Origin of the sequence: Pseudomonas sp. Pseusp16 (assembly GCF_047324915.1) — a bacterium.
Taxonomy (GTDB): Bacteria; Pseudomonadota; Gammaproteobacteria; order Pseudomonadales; family Pseudomonadaceae; genus Aquipseudomonas; species Aquipseudomonas fluorescens_CD.
Genome location: NZ_CP168522.1, coordinates 5,933,100 through 5,950,149 on the forward strand (window position 1 = coordinate 5,933,100; position 17,050 = coordinate 5,950,149).

The following is a 17,050-nucleotide window of genomic DNA, read 5'->3' on the forward strand; positions in this document are numbered from 1 at the left end:
GAGCGGCAACGGTTCGATCCACGTTCACATTGGCGGCTTCACAGGCGGGTGCGCTCACAGGTTCGCGGCGGCGAAGGTGTCGCATGCTTGCGGCAGGCCTGTGGCGAAGCCGGTCTTGAACCAGCTTGCGCGCTGCTGCGACGTGCCGTGGCTGAACGTCTCTGGCCGAACGGGAGCGTTTCGGGAGCGCTGCAAGTAGTCGTCACCAAACACGGTTGCGGCATGCAGGGCGGCTTCAATATCACCAGGTTCCAGCCAGTCCAGACGCTGTTGTGCATGGTGGGCCCAGACACCGGCCAGGCAATCTGCCTGCAATTCCGCACGGACTTCCAGGCCACCATCGCCAGTGACGGGTTGCTGGTCCAGCAAGGCCTGTTCGAAGGGGCTGGAAAGACCCAGTTCCAGTTGCACGTGATGGCCTATTTCGTGACCGATGATGTAGGCCCGTGCGAAGTCGCCGACCACCGAAAACTGTTGTTCCAGCTTCGCGAAGAATTGCAGATCGAGATACACCTGCTGGTCGTCCGGGCAATAGAAAGGGCCGCTGGCGGAACTGGCGAAGCCACACGCTGAGGTCACGTCGTTGTCGAACAGCGTCAGCGTGGGAGGCGGATAGTGCCGTCCCGTTTGCGCAAAGAGTTGTTTCCAGGTGTCTTCGGTATCGCCCAACACTGACTGGACGAACATGAGTTGCCGATCTTCGTCGGGCTCTATCGCGAGGGCGGCGGGTGGGTCAAGCATGTCGAAGGGTGTCAGTGAGAGCTCATCCGGTGTCGTACCGAGCGTCGAGTAAAGCCCTGCACTTGCCAGTGCTACGGTTGCCAGTGCGGCGGCAAGGTTTTTCCCTGTGAGTGTGCGGGCATCCTTGCCCTCCCGGGTGTCGTTCACGTTTTCGCTGCGTCTTGCCTTGTTCCATAACATGTTTGCGGTCTCTCATGGATTGATGGGGCGGGTATCGCCGTATCCATGAATAACCGCAGAGGGAAAAGTGGTGTGGGACAAATGTGTAAGTCTTGGTAAGGCCGCGGTCGTTGCCGGTCGACCGTGGCCATCTACGGTTATTCGTCGAATGCATCCCACACCGGCGCAAACTCAGGGCTGACCAGACGCTCGCGTTTGGACAGGCTGGCGATCAAGGCACGGTCTTCGTCATCCAGTTGCACATCCAGCGCCGAAAGATTGGCCAGTTGATTGGCCTCGCTGCTGGCCTTGGGGATCGCGGCCACATTGGGTTGATCGAGCAGCCATTTGAGCGCGACCTGGGTCGGCAGTACGTCGTGTTTCGCGGCGATCTGCTGGATGGCGGGAATCTGCGACACCTTGTTGCGTGCCAGTGGCGTGTAGGCCGTCAGTGCAAGATCGTGTTGACGGGCGTAGTTGAGCAGAGCGTTTTGTCCGAGCAGCACGTGGTACTCGACCTGTAACGCCGACAGGGGCGCTCCCAGTTCTTCGACGACTTTGCGCAACAAGGGCAGCGGAAAGTTCGCCACGCCAATGTTGCGCGCCAGGCCTTGTTCCTTGAACGACACCAGGGTGTCGATGGTGCGCGGCAAATCCCAGTCGGTGGCTGGCCAATGGAGCATGAACAGGTCGACGTATTCGCTGCGCAGGGCTTTGAGGCTACGGTCCATGGAGTGGCGCATGGCGTCGGGTTGCAGCTGGTCCCACCAGACTTTGGTCGTGACATGGATTTGCTCGCGGGGTGTCGGACTGTTCGCCAGCGCCTGACCGACTGCGTCTTCGTTATTGTAGGCCGCTGCCGTGTCGATGTGCCGGTAACCCAAGGCCAGAGCCTGCTCCACGGCACGGGTGCATTCCTCGCCGAGCATTGGCCAGGTGCCGAGGCCGAGTTTCGGCATGTTCAAACCCTGTGTGTTAACGATGTGCTGCATGGTCGATCTCCTTTTCATAAGCAGTGACGCCTGCGATATGGCGCGCGGCGATGTAGCCGAAGGTCAGCGCCGGGCCAAGATTGATGCCGCCAGCGGGGTAATGACCGCCCATGATGCTCGCCATGTCGCCGCCCGCCGCATACAGCCCGGCGATGGGCTGCGCCGCGTCGTCCAGGACCTGGGCATGTGGGTTGACCTTGAGCCCGGCGAAGGTGCCGAAGCAGCCCGGCTGGACCTTCACGGCATAGAACGGGCCTTGTTCGATTGGCGCGACACATGGGTTGGGTTGTTGTAATGCGTCACCCTGCTTGCGGTTGTAGGGCGTGGAGCCACGACCAAACTGCGGGTCCTCGCCGTTGCGCGCATGGCGGTTGTAGTCCGACACGGTGGTGCGCAAGCCGTTCGGGTCGATACCGCAGGCTGTGGCCAATTGCTCGAGTGTGTTGCCGGTTTTCAGATAGCCGCTGCGGATGAAGGGCGACAGCGGCACCGGAAATGGCCGAGAGATGCCCAGACCATAACGACGCTGAAAGCCATGGGTGCAGATCAGCCACGAGGCCACTTCCTCACCCTGTGGGGCAGCGGCGACCATGGCCGTTACGTAGTCGTAGTAGCCGTTGGCTTCATTGACGAAGCGCTGGCCGTTGCTCAGCACACCGATGATGCCTGGTTTGCCGCGCTCGATGATATGCGGGAAGTGTCCCGTGCTGCCGTCGCTGTGCGGCACTTGAGAAACCGGCGCCCAGGCGACGGCAGATGCCATGTCGGTATTCACCCGCGCACCGGCGCTTTCGCCCAGGCGCAGGCCATCGCCGCAAACACCGAGGGGCGGCAAGGCCAGATGCTCATGTCCGGTCGGTGTGCGGGGGAACAGTGCCTTGCGGCGCTCGATGTCATTGGCGAAACCACCCGCTGCGAGCACTACGGCCTTGCGTGCATGGATGCGTACCGAGCCTTTGGCGGTGCTGACCACAGCACCTCGTACCTGATTGTTCTCGCGCAGCAATCGGGTCACGGGCGCGGACTCCCAGAGCAGCACGCCGAGGTCGTCCGCGGATTTTGCCAGGCGCGCCACCAGTGCCACGCCGTTGACCAGTTGCATCGCCCGGCCATGGACGACGAGGTCGAACAGGTGTCGGCTGAAGCGCCGCGTAACGTGCCAGGCCGCCGACAGTGAACGAGTCAGGTTGAGGAATGCCGTGAGATCCGCCCCCGCCATGATCGGCATGCCCATGAACGAAGTTTCCCGCATGGTTTTGCGAAGACGCCTGAGCAGCTTGCCGACTTTTCGTGCGTCGTAAGGGGCAGCGATTACCGAGCGTCCACCGGTGCCTGCTCCGGGTGTGTCGCCATGAATGTCGGCAATGGCGTTGCCGTCGGCGAATTGCAGCGTGGTGTGCTGCTCGAAGAACGACACCATTCGCGGGCCGGCCTCCAGGAAAGCGTCGATCATCGCCGGATCAAAGCGCTCGCCCAGTTCGTGCTTCAGATAAGTGCGAGGCCGTTCAACGTCTTCGACGATGCCCGCGCGCCGGGCCAACGGGTTGCAAGGCACCCAGGCCCAGCCGCCGGACCAGGCCGTGGCACCGCCGAACACGGGGTCCTTTTCTGCCACTATGACTTTCAGCCCATGCCACGCGGCGGTCACTGCCGCCGACAGTCCCGCCGCACCGGAACCAACGATCAGCACATCGCAGTCGATGTCGGGAAGGAAGTGCGCTTGGGCAGGCATTGTTTGAACTCCGGTGTTTATTTTTTTGGAATCGGATTCCATAAAATATAAGAATCAGAGGAGGCTGGAAAAGTCTTGAGGGCATAAAACGGGCGGTTATCGAACAGTCAGTTCCAGATTTCGCATTCGATCGGATGTCTTCTAGAATCGAGCAAATTTTGTGTGGAAGTGACCATGGCCGGCAGTCAGATCGAACGTGTTTTCAGTGTGCTCGAAAGCCTCACCAGCGATCCCCGTGGCCTGCCGATGCAGACGCTGGCGGAGCAGCTGGATATCCCCAAGAGCGCGACCCATCGCCTGTTGGCCGAGCTGATCCGCCTCGGTTATGTGCGACAGAACCCGGAGAGTTTGCGCTATCACCTCTCCACCAAACTGGTGGCGATGGGCTTCCGTTACCTGTCGAGCAGCGGTGCCGATATCGTGCAGCCGGTGCTTGACCGACTGGCTCAGGAAACCGGCGAGCTGGTACGCCTCGGTGTGATCGACGGCGAGCGTCAGACCTGGATCGCCAAATCCCAGGGCGCTCGCTCGGGTCTGCGTTACGACCCGGACATGGGCCGTGATGCGCCATTGTTTTACACCGCCTCGGGACATGCGTGGCTGGCGTGCATGAGCGATGCCGAAGCCTTGTCGCTGGTGGAGCGGCAGGACGCACAGGTGCCGGACCATGTGGGGCCGAACGCGCCGCGCTCCAACATCGAATTGCTCGAACGCCTGCGTCTGGCGCGGGAGCAGGGCTACGCCTGCGTCGAGGAAAGCTCGGCGGTGGGGACTTCGGCCATTGCGGCGGTGGTGCGCCATCCCGCGGATGGGCGGGTGATCGGCGTGCTCAGCGTTGCCGGGCCGAGCGCGCGGATGCCGGGGGCGCGGCTGCATGAGCTGGCGCCGTTGTTGCTGGCGTACACCGAGGAGTTGTCGGCGGCGAGCCTGGCGTCGGAGTTGTTCAACTAAGGCCGCCGAAATCCCTTGTGGGAGCGGGCTTGCTCGCGAAAGCGGTGTGTCAGCTGAAATCAATGGTGCCTGACACAGTGCATTCGCGAGCAAGCCCGCTCCCACATGTTGAGCAGCGTTCAAGTTGAGAAGCTGTGCGCTGTTCGAACACTTTCAGGGTTGGTCTGTGTAAGAATATGGAACTCGGTTCTAAATTATTGGAATTCATCGCTCCAATAACACTGACAAGAGGACCGCATCTTGAATTCACCCCTTCGCATCGCCTTGATCGGTGCAGGCAACATGGGCCAGCAGCATTACCAGCATCTGCAATCCATGACCGAAGCGACCTTGTGCGCCGTAGCCGATCCCGGAACGCAGGCGGCAAGTCTTGCGGCTGAATGGGACGTGGCTTATTTCGCCGATTATCGTCAGATGCTGGAGCAGGCGAAGCCGGACGCCGTCATCGTCGCCAACCCGAACACGCTGCACGTCAGCACGGCCCTCGATTGCCTCGCGGCCGGTGTGCCGGTACTGCTGGAAAAGCCGGTGGGTGTGCACCTGGATGAAGCCCGGGAGTTGGTGGCTGCCTCGAAGGCGAGTGGGGTTCCGGTGTTGGTCGGCCATCACCGTCGCCACAATCCGCTGATCGTCCGCGCCCACGAACTTATCCACAGCGGCGCATTGGGCCGGTTGATCACGGTCACGGCGCTCTGGCAGCTACGCAAGCCCGACAGCTATTTCGAAACACCCTGGCGTCGCGAGGCCGGTGCGGGGATGTTGTTGACCAACCTGATCCACGACCTCGATCTGCTGCGGCACTTGTGCGGCGAGGTGCGTCAGGTTCAAGCCATTACCAGCAACGCCATACGCGGGTTTGCCAACGAAGACTGCGCGGCGGTGTTGCTGCAATTCGATAACGGTGCGCTGGGCAGCCTGACCGGCTCGGATGCGGTGGCCGCACCCTGGAGTTGGGAACTGGATTCAGGAGAGAACCCGGTTTATCCGCGTCACGCCGATCAACCCTGTTACTTGTTGGCCGGAACGGGCGGGGCGCTGAGCATTCCGCAACTCAAGCACTGGCACTACACGCAAGCCGATGGCGGATGGCATCAACCGTTGCTGGCGACCCAGGAAAGCTTCAGTGCCGAAGAGGCCTTGCGTCTGCAGTTGCAGCATTTTGTGCGTGTTGCGCGTGGGGAAGTCGAGCCGTTGGTGAGTGCCGCCGATGCCGCACGTACTTTGGCGCTGATCGAAGCCATCCGCGAAGCCGCCGAAACCGGTCGTGCCTGCACGCCATCCCTGGTCGAGGGCTGACCATGAGCGAACGAGTCTTCTCCCTGGCCAGCCTGACTGTGCTGGAGCTGTCACCGCCCGACATGGTCGAGGTCGCCGCGCGGGCCGGCTACAGCCATGTCGGTTTGCGCCTGGTACCGGCGACCCCTGAGGAACACCATTTTGCCTTGGTGGCCGACAGCGAATTGCGGCGCCAAACCCTGGCGCGTCTGCGCGATACCGGTATCGGGGTGCTGGACGTCGAAATCCTGCGTCTAAAGCCGGAGACCGTTGTTGCCGACTTTGAGAAAATCCTGGAGGTGGGTGCCCAAATGGGGGCCAGTGAATTGCTGGTGGCCGGCAACGATCCTGATGAACAACGGCTGACGGAGCATTTTTCCGAACTCTGTGATCTGGCGGCACTCTATGGGCTGCACCCGCATCTGGAGTTCATGCCCTGGACCGATGCGCGCAATCTTCAACAAGCCGTGCGAATTGTAGAAAACGCCGGGCGGGAAAACGGCGGCGTGTTGGTGGACGCCTTCCACTTCGATCGTTCGGGATCGCGGCTGGAAGATCTGGCCAAAGTTGCTCCCTCACGGTTACGGTATGCACAGTTATGTGACGTCGCAGGACTGCGGCCGAACGATATGGCGGAGATCTTGCGCCAGGCGCGTAACGAACGGCGTTTTCCCGGCGATGGCGATTGTGATCTGCAGGGGTTGTTGGGGATTTTGCCGACTAACATTCCATTGAGCCTGGAGATTCCCACCGTGCAGTTGCTGGAGCGGGGCGTGAGTGGTTTGGAGCGGGCGCAGATGGCGCTGGATAAAACCCGGGAATTGTTGGCGCGGCTGTAATCGGTGCTGCACACCTATCGCCTGTAGGAGCGAGCACGCTCGCGATGGTCGTCAACGATGATGATGGCTGCCTGGATAAACACGGCGCCCTCACGTCCATCGCGAGCAAGCTCGCTCCTACAAATTAAGGATGTAAAAAAGGAAACCCAATGACCGTCAGCACCCCGCTTTCCGGCGTCAATCAGCCCTTCAAAGGGATCTTGCTGATCGTTGTCGCAACCTTCCTGTTTTCCACCCACGACGCCTTTTCCAAATACCTCTCCGGTTTCTATCCCATTGTCATGGTGGTCTGGGCGCGCTACGTGGTTCACACCTTGTTGATGGCCGGGATTTTCCTGCCGCAATCCGGGCTGCGGGTCCTGCGTACCAAACGGCCATTGCTTCAGGTGATCCGGGCGCTGTGCCTGCTGGGCACCAGTCTGTTTTTCACCACGGGGTTGATGTACATCCCGCTGGCCGAGGCCACGTCGGTCAACTTCCTGGCACCGGTACTGGTCACCGCTTTGTCGGTGCCGCTGCTGAAGGAGCGAGTGACGCGTGGGCAATGGCTGGCGGTGATTTGCGGTTTTATCGGGGTGCTGATCATCGTTCACCCGGGGGGAGATCTGTTCACCCCGGCGGTGCTGTTGCCGTTCTGCTCGGCGCTGTTTTTCTGTTTCTATCAACTGTTGACGCGCAAGCTCAGCGAGATCGACAGCCCGACCACCAGCAATTTTTTCGCGGGCTTGTGCAACACGCTGGTGATGAGTGCGCTGGTGCCATTCTTCTGGCAGACGCCGAACCTGATGCATGGCGCGATGATGGTGGCGCTGGGGACCTGCGGGATGACGGCACACCTGTTTTTGACCCAGGCGTTCCGTCTTGCTGCACCGGCACTGCTGGCGCCGTTCAGCTATTGCCAGATCATCTTTGCCGGCCTGCTGGGCTGGCTGCTGTTTTCCCATACGCCGACACTGACCACCGTGATCGGTATTGCCGTGATCTGCTGCAGCGGGCTGGCGGCGGCCTGGCAGCAAAGCCGTCGCTAAGCTCCGGCAAATCGCAGACAAAAAAAAGCGCAGGCCCGAGATCGGGCCTGCGCCGAGGGAACGTCAGCCTTCTACTTGCGGAATCTTGCGCGGTGCCATGAAGTACATCCAGGTCAGCGCGATGAAGTACATCGCCGGGATCAGGGTGAACAGCACGGTGTAATTGTTGTTGGTGACGGTCAGGATATGGCCGACCAACTGGGTCATGAACATCCCGCCAATCGCCGCACACATGCCGCCGAAGCCGAATACCGTGCTCATCATGTGCTTGGGCGTGTAGTCCATCACCAGGCTCCAGATGTTTGCGGTCCAGGCCTGGTGTGCGCCGATGGCCAGGGAGATGGCGAATACGGCGACCCACAGATTGCTGGAGCCGGCGGCCATGATCACGCCAATGATGCAGCAGGCGAACAGCAGCATCGACATCAGCCGCGCCTTGATCGGGTTGACCCCGCGACCGATCAGGAACGAGGAGAGGATGCCGCCGCCAACGCTGCCGAAGTCGGCAGTGAGGTAGATGATGATCAGCGGAATGCCCATCTGGGTCACGTTGATGCCCAGGTTGTATTGCTGATTGAGGAACGGCGGCAGCCAGTACAGGTAGAACCAGAACACTGGCGCGGTGATCGAGTAGGCGAGGGCGAAGGCCCAGGTGCCGCGCATGCGCAGGATTTTCGAGAACGGCACGCGGGCTTGTTCCGGCTCGACTTCTTTCTGGATGTAGTCCAGCTCCGATTGTTTGACGCTCGGATGCTCTTCCGGGTTGAAGTACTTCAAGCCCCAGAACAGCAGCCAGATCCCGCCCAGTGCCGACATGCACAGGAACGCGGCCTGCCAGCCCCAGGCGTGGAGGATCAGCGGCAGCAGCATCGGAGTGAACATCGCACCGACGTTGGTCCCGGCGTTGAAAATCCCTGTGGCCACGGCGCGCTCGCCGGCCGGGAACCACAGGCGGGTGGTTTTCACGCAGGCCGGGTAGTTGGCGGCTTCGGTCAGGCCGAGGATGAAGCGGCAGACCATAAAGCCGGCCGCCGAAGTGGCCAGGCCATGAGCCCCGGTCGCCAGGCTCCAGAGCAGCACGGCGCAGAAGAACACGCGTTTCACACCGACCCGGTCGATCAACCGGCCCTGTAGCACGAAGCCGATGGCGTAACCCACCTGGAACCAGAAGTTGATGTTGGCGTAATCCATCGCCGTCCAGCTCATTTCCTTGGCCAGGATGGGCTGCATCACGCCCAGTGCGGCGCGGTCGATGTAGTTCAGGGTGGTGGCGAAAAACACCAGCGCCAGCATGCCCCAGCGGGTTTTGCCGACCGCCATGGCGCCGCGGATTTTGTCGCCGATGCCACCGGCAGTGACGTTCATGGCCGGAGCCATGCGTGAGCTTTGGGAAGGAATCATGTGTACCACCCGTTTTTTGAATTTGTTATTTGGTGTTCTGGACATCGCGGCCGGTGCTGCGTGTCCGGACTTAATGTGAGGACGATGTTGGGCATTGGACAAAAAATCGTCAATTCGCCAACTACCATTTTGTTCGATAATCGAACACAAAACTAACCGGATAGTACACTTTGCATTGCTCAATACATGGGCCAGCTCAATAATTCCCTCACTCTTTTAAAAGCGGCGCAAATTCCCTGTAGCCGAAGCCTCCACCGGGAGCCGAAATATGCAGCGTTCCATTGCCACCGTATCCTTGAGCGGTACCCTGCCGGAAAAACTCGAAGCCATTGCCGCCGCCGGGTTCGACGGTGTCGAGATTTTCGAGAACGACCTTCTCTACTACGACGGCAGTCCACGGGAAATTAAACAGATGTGTGCCGATCTCGGGATCGCCATCACCCTGTTTCAACCGTTCCGTGATTTCGAAGGCTGTCGGCGTGATCGGTTGTCGCGCAACCTGGAACGCGCCGAGCGCAAGTTCGACCTGATGCAGGAGCTGGGCACCGACCTGGTACTTGTGTGCAGTAACGCCTCGGCCGAGTCCATCGGTGATGAACAGATTCTGGTCGACGATTTGCGGCTGCTGGCCGAGCGTGCCGGGGCACGCGGCCTGCGCATCGGTTATGAAGCGCTGGCCTGGGGTCGACATGTGAACACGTATCAACAGGTGTGGAATATCGTGCGTCAGGCCGATCACCCAAGCCTTGGCGTGTTGCTGGACAGCTTTCACACGTTGTCGCTCAAGGGCGATCCCAGTGCTATCGCCGAGATCCCCGGCGACAAGATCTTCTTTGTGCAAATGGCCGATGCGCCGATCCTGGCCATGGACGTGCTGGAGTGGAGCCGGCATTTTCGCTGCTTCCCGGGCCAGGGTGAATTCGACTTGCCGGGGTTCCTCGCGCCAATCATCAAGAGCGGGTACACCGGGCCATTGTCGCTGGAAATCTTCAACGATGGCTTCCGCGCCGCACCGCCACGAGCCAACGCCGCCGACGGTTTGCGCTCGTTGTTGTACCTGGAAGAGAAAACCCGCGAGCGTCTGGCGCAGCAAGCCACGCCTGCGGCCAACCCCGGGATTCTGTTCGAAACCCCCAAGGCCAGCGAGTACAACGGCATCGAGTTTCTCGAATTCGCCGTGGACGAAAGCCTCGGCGCCAAGCTCTCCCATTGGCTGGAGCGACTGGGGTTCGTCAAGGCCGGGCAGCATCGTTCCAAGAGCGTCAGCCTGTTGCGCCAGGGTGATATCAACCTGATCCTGAACTCGGAGCCTTACTCCTTCGGCCACAGCTTTTTCGAAGCCCACGGCCCTTCGTTGTGCGCGACCGCGGTGCGGGTCAAGGACAGCGCGAGCGCATTGGCCCGTGCCGTGGCCTACAAGGGCCAGCCCTATCGCGGGCTGGTCGGCCCCAACGAATTGGAGCTGGCGGCGGTGCGTGCGCCGGATGGCAGCCTGATCTATCTGGTGGATCAGCACGCCGATGTCTATGGCACTGACTTCAATCTTTATCCGCAAGCGCCGGTCAACGGCGGTCTGAAACGCATCGACCACATGGCGATGGCGCTGCCGGCCGACAGCCTCGACAGCTGGGTGCTGTTCTACAAGAGCCTGCTGGATTTCGAGGCGGACGATGAAGTCGTGCTGCCGGATCCTTATGGTCTGGTGAAGAGCCGTGCCTTGCGCAGCCGCGACAGCTCGATCCGCCTGCCGCTGAACATTTCCGAAAACCGCAACACCGCGATCTCACACGCGCTGTCGAGTTATCGCGGCTCCGGTGTGCATCACATCGCGTTTGATTGTGATGACATCTTTGCCCAGGTCAGCCGTGCAAAAGAGGCGGGCGTGCCGCTGCTGGATATCCCGCTCAACTACTACGATGACCTGGCGGCGCGGTTCGACTTCGACGACGAGTTCCTCAGCGAACTGGCCTACTACAACGTGTTGTACGACCGCGACGCCCAGGGCGGTGAACTGTTTCATGTGTACACCGAGCCGTTCGAGGGACGATTCTTCTTCGAAATCATCCAGCGTAAAAACGGTTATGCCGGCTACGGCGCGGCCAACGTCGCGGTGCGGCTGGCGGCCATGGCCAAATCCCGTAGCGGCGCATTACGTCAGGCGAAGTTGTAGGAATTTCGTAAACGCGGGATTAAACGTGGGCTGTGCGGCTTCCTTCACCGTGTCGCGCGGCCCATAATCGCCAGCCTGTGCAGTGATGGCCGTGAGCCCGCAATGACAATGAATTCAGAACTCCCCGCAGCCTCCGTAGAACCAGGTGCCGAGCCGCGCAAGAGTCGCAAGAACAACCCGGAAAAGACCCGCGAAAACATCCTGCAGGAGGCGATAGTCGAATTCGTCCAGCAGGGGCTTTCCGGTGCTCGCGTCGATGCCATCGCCGAGCGCATCCACACCTCCAAGCGCATGATCTATTACTACTTCGGCAGTAAGGAACAGCTCTACGTCGAGGTGCTGGAGAAACTCTACGGCGATATCCGCAGCACCGAAAATCGCCTGCATCTGGCGGAGCTGGCGCCGGTCGAGGCGATTCGGCGGCTGGTGGAGTTCACCTTCGATCACCATGACCGCAACGTCGATTTCGTGCGCATCGTCAGCATCGAGAACATTCACAACGCCGAGTATGTGAAGCGCTCCGATGCGATCAAGGCGATGAACAACACTATCCTCGATTCACTGGGGGAGATTCTGCGTCGCGGCGCCGAGCAAGGGCTGTTCCGTGCCGGTCTTGACCCACTGGATGTGCACCTGCTGATCAGTTCGTTCTGCTTCTATCGCGTCTCGAACCGCCACACCTTTGGTGAGATTTTTCAGATCGACCTGCCGGACGAACGCATCAAGCAGCGTCATCGGGAGATGATTTGCGAGTCGGTTCTGCGCTACCTGCAGGCGTGATTGAGCTGTGTGAATCGGCTTTGCAGGAGCCGGCAAGCTGACTCCTGCAAGTCGCGTCAAACATTCATACTTTGAAAATGCGTCAGCATTCGCTGGGCATCCGGCACCACGCCGCTGAACAACTCGAACGCCTTCACCGCCTGAAACACTGCCATGTTGCCGCCATCCAGCGTTCGGCAACCGAGGGCGCGGGCGTTGCGCAGCAGTTCGGTTTCCAGCGGGAAGTAAACGATTTCCGCCACCCATAATTCGGCTCGAAGCAACTCGACCGGCACCGGCATGCCCGGCAGTTTTTTCATGCCCATGGGCGTGGTGTTGACCAGGCCGTCAGCCTGGGCCAAGGCGCTCGGCAGGTCCTGCCCGGCGATCGCCCGACCGAGGCCGAAATGCTGATTGAGGTTGTCGGCCAGATCCTGGGCGCGGCGGATGTCCACGTCAAAAATGCTCAGCCGTTGTACGCCTTCGCTCAACAAGGCGTGGGCCACCGCTGCCCCTGCGCCGCCAGCGCCCATCTGCACGACACGTTCAACGGCAACGTCCTTCAAGCCTCGGCGAAACCCTTCGGCGAACCCCAGGCAATCGGTGTTGTGGCCGATGCGTTTGCCACCCTTCAGCACTACGGTGTTCACCGCACCGATGCTGCGGGCCTCCGGTGACAATTCGTCGAGCAACGGGATGATTGCCTGCTTGCACGGAAACGTGATGTTCAGGCCGGTGAAGTTCATGCGCTCGGCAGCCATCAGCAAGTCGGGCAGGGCGTTGCTGTCGAGTTTCAACGAGTCGAGGTCAATCAAGCGATAGAGGTAACGCATTCCCTGGGCATCGCCTTCATGCTCGTGCAAGGCCGGTGTGCGGGAAGCCTGGATGCCGGCGCCGATCAGCCCGGCCAGTACCACGTTGTTCTGAGTCACGGCGATCACCCCTTCAAACGATGACTGAAGTGTTCCAGCGCCAGGCGATAGCCGTGACTGCCAAAACCGGCCATCACCGCCGTCGCAATGGCGGATACGAACGAGTGGTGGCGAAAGGGCTCGCGGGCGTGCACGTTGGACAGGTGGACTTCGATGACTGGCAGTTCACTGGCGACCAGGGCATCGCGGATGGCGACCGAGGTGTGGGTCCATGCGGCAGGATTGATGACGATCCCGGCGCAGCGACCGCGGGCCGCGTGAATCCAGTCGAGCAGTTCGCCTTCATGGTTGGTCTGGCGAAACTCCACTGCCAGGCCGAACTCCTCGGCGGCGCGCCCGCACAGGGCCGAAATGTCTGCCAGGGTTTCGTGGCCGTAAGTCGCCGGTTCACGGGTGCCGAGCAGGTTCAGGTTCGGGCCGTTGAGCACCAGAACGATAGGGGACATCGGAATCTCTCCACTTATTATTTTTGGAATCGACCGAGGTTTTCGGCCTGTGGAGATAAATTGTACTAACTAGTTAATTCGGTCAATTGCAGAGAAGGCACGCTGACGGTTTGTGGGCGATGATCGGACACTTTCGCTGTTCAGCGTGGCAGATGCTCCACCAGAAAATCAATGAACGCCCTCAAGCGCAGCGGTACATGACGACTTTGCGGGTAAAGCAAAGTGAATGGCCGCGAGCGTCCGCCATACGGCTTGAGCACTTCCACCAGCGAGCCGTCGGCCAGTTCCTTTTCAACGATAAAACGATAGGTCTGAAACAACCCCGCCCCGTGTTTGGCCAGGGTCACACCGCCCAGCACATCGTCGGAGCAACTGAGGTTGCCCTCGGCCAGAATCTCCCGGGGCACGCCTTCATCGTTGAACAGCCAGGCAATGCGTCGGCCGCTGCTGGGCAGTTCGTACTGGATGCATTCGTGGTTTTCGAGGTCGTCGAGGGTTTGTGGAGTGCCGGCCCGTTTCAGGTAATCAGGGCTGGCGATCATCACCAGGGCGGCATCTTCCAACTGTCGGGCGATCAGGCCAGAATCCGGGATGGCTCGCACACGAATCGCCATGTCGTAGCCTTCGCCGACGAAATCGATGTTGCGATTGCTGATGTGCGACTCGACCTTCACCGCCGGATAACGCGCGCGAAACTCGGGCAGCAGCGGCAGGATTCGATGATGCGCGTAGGTGGTCGGAATACTGATGCGCAAAGTACCGGACGGCACTTGCTGCTGACCCATCACCTCACGCTGGGCCTCGACCAGTTGTGCCAGGGCCTGACGGCACTCCTCGTAATAGCGGCGACCGCTGTCGCTCAGCTTCACGCTACGTGTGGTGCGCGCGAACAGGCGCACGCCCAGGCGTTCTTCCATGCGCGACACCGAACGGCTCACGGCAGCGGGCGTGACACCTGCCACCAGCGCCGCGGCAGTAAAACTGCCGGCCTCGGCGGCCAGGCAAAACAGTTCAATGCTGCCCAACTGAAGATCGTCGAATTGTCGCTGCATGATTGATTACACCGGGGATCAAATGAGTACAGGTGCCCAGTATTTATCAGACCCCCGGATACGAATACAAAAAAGCCGTCACGAGGACGGCTTATTTGTGGGTGCGCTTGCAATCAACGCCGGGTCAGCATCACCCCGGATTCCATGTGATGGGTCCACGGGAACTGGTCGAACATTGCGCATCGGGTGATGCGGTGGGTGTCGTGCAGTTGGGCGATGTTGGCTGCCAGGGTCTGCGGGTTGCAGGAGATGTACAGAATGTTGTCGAAACGCCGGGTCAGCTCGCAGGTGTCCGGGTCCATGCCGGCGCGGGGCGGGTCGACGAACACGCTGCCGAACTCGTAGCTCTTGAGGTCGATGCCGTGCAGGCGGCGAAACGGGCGCACTTCGTTCAGGGCTTCGGTCAGTTCTTCGGCGGACAAACGCACCAGGGTGACGTTATCCACCGAGTTTTCGCTGAGATTGCTCAGTGCCGCGTTGACCGAGGTCTTGCTGATTTCGGTGGCCAGCACTTTGCGCACGCGGGTGGCGAGCGGCAGGGTGAAGTTGCCGTTGCCGCAATACAGCTCCAGCAAATCATCGGAGCGATCGCCAAGCGCATCGTATGCCCAGTTGAGCATCTTCTGGTTCACCGTACCGTTGGGCTGGGTGAAAGCGCCCTCTGGCTGGCGGAAACTGAAGGTGCGGCCGCCGACGTCCAGTTGCTCGACCACGTAATCGTGGCCGATCACTTCGCGCTTGCCCTTGGAGCGGCCGATGATGCTGACGTTCAGGTCCGCGGCCAGTTTCGAAGCCGCCGTGTGCCAGTGCTCGTCCAGCGGGCGGTGATAGCACAGGGTGATCATCGCGTCGCCGGCCAGTGTGGTCAGGAACTCCACCTGGAACAGCTTGTGGCTCAGGGCCGCGCTGGCTTGCCATGCGGCCTTGAGTTGCGGCATCAACTGGTTGATGCGCAGGCTGGCGATCGGGAACTCTTCGATCAGGATTGGCGTGCGTTTGTCTTCCTGGGAAAACATCGCGTAATGACGCTCGCCGGCCTCGCGCCACAGGCGGAACTCGGCGCGCAGGCGGAAGTTTTTCAGCGGCGAGTCGAAAACGGCTGGCTCGGGTGCATCGAACGGGGCCAGCAGGTCACGCAAGCGCGTGACCTTTTCTTCGAGCTGAACGGCATAGGCCTGGGAATCAAAAGTCATGCGTTGAACCAACCCAGCTTGATCACGAACAGAATCGACAGGATCACCAGCGCCGGGTTCAGCTCACGGCCACGACCGGACATCAGCTTGATGGCGGTCCAGGAAATGAAACCGAAGGCGATGCCATTGGCGATGGAGTAAGTGAACGGCATCGCCAGCGCGGTGATTACGACCGGCGCAGCAACGGTGATGTCGTCCCAGTCTATTTCGGCCAGGCCGGATGTCATCAGCACGGCGACGAACAGCAGCGCCGGTGCGGTGGCGAAGGCTGGAACGCTGGCGGCCAGTGGCGAGAAGAACAGCGCCAGCAGGAACAGGATCGCCACCACGATGGCGGTCAGGCCAGTGCGGCCACCGGCACTCACACCGGCGGCGGATTCGATGTAGCTGGTGGTGGTCGAGGTACCCAGCAGCGATCCGGCCATGGCCGCGGTGCTGTCGGCGATCAGGGCGCGGCCCATTTTTGGCATGTGACCGTCTTTGCGCATCAAACCGGCACGCTTGGCCACACCGATCAAAGTACCGGAGTTATCGAACAGGTCGACGAACAGGAACGCAAAAATCACGCTGACCAGACCGATGTCCAGTGCGCCCTTGATGTCCAGTTGCAGGAAGGTCGGGGCCAGCGACGGTGGCATCGACATCACGCCGCCGAACGGGGTGAAGCCCATCACGATCGAAACGATGGTCACCACCAGAATGCCGATCAGCACCGCACCGCGCACGGCAAGGGCTTCAAGCGCGACGATCAGGGCAAACCCGAGGGTGGCGAGGATCGGCGCCGGTTGTTTCAGGTCACCGAGGCCGACCATTGTCGCCGGGTTGCTGACCACGATACCGGCGTTGTGCAGGGCGATCAGCGCCAGGAACAGGCCGATGCCGGCAGCAATCGCCGAGCGCAACGGTAGCGGGATGCTGTTGATGATCCATTCACGGATGCGGAAGATCGACAGCAGGAAGAAACACACCGCCGAGATGAACACCGCGCCCAGTGCCACTTGCCAGGTATGGCCCATGTGCAGGACCACGGTGTAGGTAAAGAAGGCGTTCAGGCCCATGCCCGGTGCGAGGGCGATCGGGTAGTTGGCGATCAGGCCCATGGTCGTCGAGCCGATGGCAGCTGCCAGGCAGGTGGCGACAAACACCGCGCCCTTGTCCATGCCGGTCTCGCCGAGGATGCTCGGGTTGACGAACAGAATGTAGGCCATGGCCAAAAAGGTCGTGACGCCCGCCAGAGTCTCGGTCCGCACGTTGGTGTTGTGTGCCTTGAGTTGAAACAGCCTTTCCAGCATGTCTGCTCCCCGTGGCGCGCCGGGCGCCGTGAATGTATCGACCTCAACAGCAAAGCACAGGCAGCAGAACGCGCCTGGAAATTACTGT

General features: G+C 60.8%; 15 protein-coding genes. 6 read left to right on the plus strand and 9 right to left on the minus strand.

Annotated features, from left to right (window positions below; translation table 11 throughout):
- Positions 1 to 54 precede the first annotated feature (54 nt).
- The 3 genes from ACEN8Q_RS26955 to ACEN8Q_RS26965 all read right to left on the minus strand — a co-directional run bounded on the left by ACEN8Q_RS26955 (position 55) and on the right by ACEN8Q_RS26965 (position 3,624).
- Positions 55 to 921, minus strand: coding sequence for a neutral zinc metallopeptidase (locus tag ACEN8Q_RS26955; protein WP_413424605.1), 867 nt, complete (start codon positions 919 to 921; stop codon positions 55 to 57).
- Positions 922 to 1,058: 137 nt separating this feature from the next.
- A complete protein-coding gene (locus ACEN8Q_RS26960; protein ID WP_413424607.1) occupies positions 1,059 to 1,892 on the minus strand; it encodes an aldo/keto reductase in 834 nt (277 codons plus the stop codon).
- Positions 1,876 to 3,624 (minus strand): FAD-dependent oxidoreductase, encoded by a 1,749-nt coding sequence (locus ACEN8Q_RS26965; protein ID WP_413424609.1) that lies wholly within the window; start codon positions 3,622 to 3,624, stop codon positions 1,876 to 1,878. Before ACEN8Q_RS26965 ends, ACEN8Q_RS26960 begins: the two co-directional genes overlap by 17 nt.
- Before the next feature lie 174 nt (positions 3,625 to 3,798).
- Between ACEN8Q_RS26965 and ACEN8Q_RS26970 the strand changes: the two genes are divergently transcribed.
- The 4 genes from ACEN8Q_RS26970 to ACEN8Q_RS26985 all read left to right on the plus strand — a co-directional run bounded on the left by ACEN8Q_RS26970 (position 3,799) and on the right by ACEN8Q_RS26985 (position 7,717).
- On the plus strand, positions 3,799 to 4,575 hold the full coding sequence (locus ACEN8Q_RS26970; protein ID WP_413424611.1) for an IclR family transcriptional regulator: 777 nt from the start codon (positions 3,799 to 3,801) through the stop codon (positions 4,573 to 4,575).
- A 240-nt stretch (positions 4,576 to 4,815) separates the two neighbouring features.
- Entirely contained in the window at positions 4,816 to 5,871 is a 1,056-nt protein-coding gene (locus ACEN8Q_RS26975; protein ID WP_413703981.1) for a Gfo/Idh/MocA family protein, read from the plus strand.
- 2 nt (positions 5,872 to 5,873) lie between these two features.
- On the plus strand, positions 5,874 to 6,689 hold the full coding sequence (locus ACEN8Q_RS26980) for a sugar phosphate isomerase/epimerase family protein (RefSeq protein ID WP_413703982.1): 816 nt from the start codon (positions 5,874 to 5,876) through the stop codon (positions 6,687 to 6,689).
- A 149-nt stretch (positions 6,690 to 6,838) separates the two neighbouring features.
- Complete coding sequence (locus ACEN8Q_RS26985; RefSeq protein ID WP_413703983.1) at positions 6,839 to 7,717, plus strand: DMT family transporter; 879 nt, start codon at positions 6,839 to 6,841, stop codon at positions 7,715 to 7,717.
- A gap of 63 nt (positions 7,718 to 7,780) precedes the next feature.
- Here the strand turns inward: ACEN8Q_RS26985 and ACEN8Q_RS26990 are convergent, their stop codons facing one another.
- The gene (locus ACEN8Q_RS26990) at positions 7,781 to 9,118 is read right to left on the minus strand and encodes an MFS transporter (RefSeq protein WP_413424619.1); all 1,338 of its coding nucleotides are present in this window, start codon (positions 9,116 to 9,118) and stop codon (positions 7,781 to 7,783) included.
- Positions 9,119 to 9,386: 268 nt separating this feature from the next.
- Between ACEN8Q_RS26990 and quiC the strand changes: the two genes are divergently transcribed.
- Entirely contained in the window at positions 9,387 to 11,288 is a 1,902-nt protein-coding gene (gene quiC / locus ACEN8Q_RS26995; RefSeq protein WP_413703984.1) for a 3-dehydroshikimate dehydratase QuiC, read from the plus strand.
- Positions 11,289 to 11,390: 102 nt separating this feature from the next.
- Entirely contained in the window at positions 11,391 to 12,068 is a 678-nt protein-coding gene (locus tag ACEN8Q_RS27000; protein WP_413424623.1) for a TetR family transcriptional regulator, read from the plus strand.
- A gap of 56 nt (positions 12,069 to 12,124) precedes the next feature.
- Here ACEN8Q_RS27000 and ACEN8Q_RS27005 read toward each other — a convergent pair whose 3' ends face one another.
- The 5 genes from ACEN8Q_RS27005 to ACEN8Q_RS27025 all read right to left on the minus strand — a co-directional run bounded on the left by ACEN8Q_RS27005 (position 12,125) and on the right by ACEN8Q_RS27025 (position 16,962).
- Positions 12,125 to 12,979: a shikimate dehydrogenase gene (locus tag ACEN8Q_RS27005; RefSeq protein ID WP_413703985.1), complete on the minus strand. Its 855-nt coding sequence runs from the start codon at positions 12,977 to 12,979 to the stop codon at positions 12,125 to 12,127.
- A 5-nt stretch (positions 12,980 to 12,984) separates the two neighbouring features.
- Positions 12,985 to 13,425, minus strand: a complete 441-nt coding sequence (gene aroQ / locus ACEN8Q_RS27010) for a type II 3-dehydroquinate dehydratase (protein ID WP_008022574.1) — start codon at positions 13,423 to 13,425, stop codon at positions 12,985 to 12,987.
- Positions 13,426 to 13,565: 140 nt separating this feature from the next.
- A complete protein-coding gene (locus ACEN8Q_RS27015) occupies positions 13,566 to 14,477 on the minus strand; it encodes a LysR substrate-binding domain-containing protein (protein ID WP_413424627.1) in 912 nt (303 codons plus the stop codon).
- Positions 14,478 to 14,590: 113 nt separating this feature from the next.
- Positions 14,591 to 15,670 (minus strand): tRNA (uridine(54)-C5)-methyltransferase TrmA, encoded by a 1,080-nt coding sequence (trmA, locus tag ACEN8Q_RS27020; RefSeq protein ID WP_413424633.1) that lies wholly within the window; start codon positions 15,668 to 15,670, stop codon positions 14,591 to 14,593.
- Positions 15,667 to 16,962 (minus strand): NCS2 family permease, encoded by a 1,296-nt coding sequence (locus ACEN8Q_RS27025; protein ID WP_413703986.1) that lies wholly within the window; start codon positions 16,960 to 16,962, stop codon positions 15,667 to 15,669. Before ACEN8Q_RS27025 ends, trmA begins: the two co-directional genes overlap by 4 nt.
- Between the last annotated feature and the right edge of the window lie 88 nt (positions 16,963 to 17,050).

Coding starts and splice junctions, on each gene's coding strand:
- ACEN8Q_RS26955 (WP_413424605.1), bottom strand. CDS start 921: ATGTTATGGAACAAGGCAAGACGCAGCGAAAACGTGAACGACACCCGG.
- ACEN8Q_RS26960 (WP_413424607.1), bottom strand. CDS start 1,892: ATGCAGCACATCGTTAACACACAGGGTTTGAACATGCCGAAACTCGGC.
- ACEN8Q_RS26965 (WP_413424609.1), bottom strand. CDS start 3,624: ATGCCTGCCCAAGCGCACTTCCTTCCCGACATCGACTGCGATGTGCTG.
- ACEN8Q_RS26970 (WP_413424611.1), top strand. CDS start 3,799: ATGGCCGGCAGTCAGATCGAACGTGTTTTCAGTGTGCTCGAAAGCCTC.
- ACEN8Q_RS26980 (WP_413703982.1), top strand. CDS start 5,874: ATGAGCGAACGAGTCTTCTCCCTGGCCAGCCTGACTGTGCTGGAGCTG.
- ACEN8Q_RS26985 (WP_413703983.1), top strand. CDS start 6,839: ATGACCGTCAGCACCCCGCTTTCCGGCGTCAATCAGCCCTTCAAAGGG.
- ACEN8Q_RS26990 (WP_413424619.1), bottom strand. CDS start 9,118: ATGATTCCTTCCCAAAGCTCACGCATGGCTCCGGCCATGAACGTCACT.
- quiC (WP_413703984.1), top strand. CDS start 9,387: ATGCAGCGTTCCATTGCCACCGTATCCTTGAGCGGTACCCTGCCGGAA.
- ACEN8Q_RS27000 (WP_413424623.1), top strand. CDS start 11,391: ATGACAATGAATTCAGAACTCCCCGCAGCCTCCGTAGAACCAGGTGCC.
- aroQ (WP_008022574.1), bottom strand. CDS start 13,425: ATGTCCCCTATCGTTCTGGTGCTCAACGGCCCGAACCTGAACCTGCTC.
- ACEN8Q_RS27015 (WP_413424627.1), bottom strand. CDS start 14,477: ATGCAGCGACAATTCGACGATCTTCAGTTGGGCAGCATTGAACTGTTT.
- trmA (WP_413424633.1), bottom strand. CDS start 15,670: ATGACTTTTGATTCCCAGGCCTATGCCGTTCAGCTCGAAGAAAAGGTC.
- ACEN8Q_RS27025 (WP_413703986.1), bottom strand. CDS start 16,962: ATGCTGGAAAGGCTGTTTCAACTCAAGGCACACAACACCAACGTGCGG.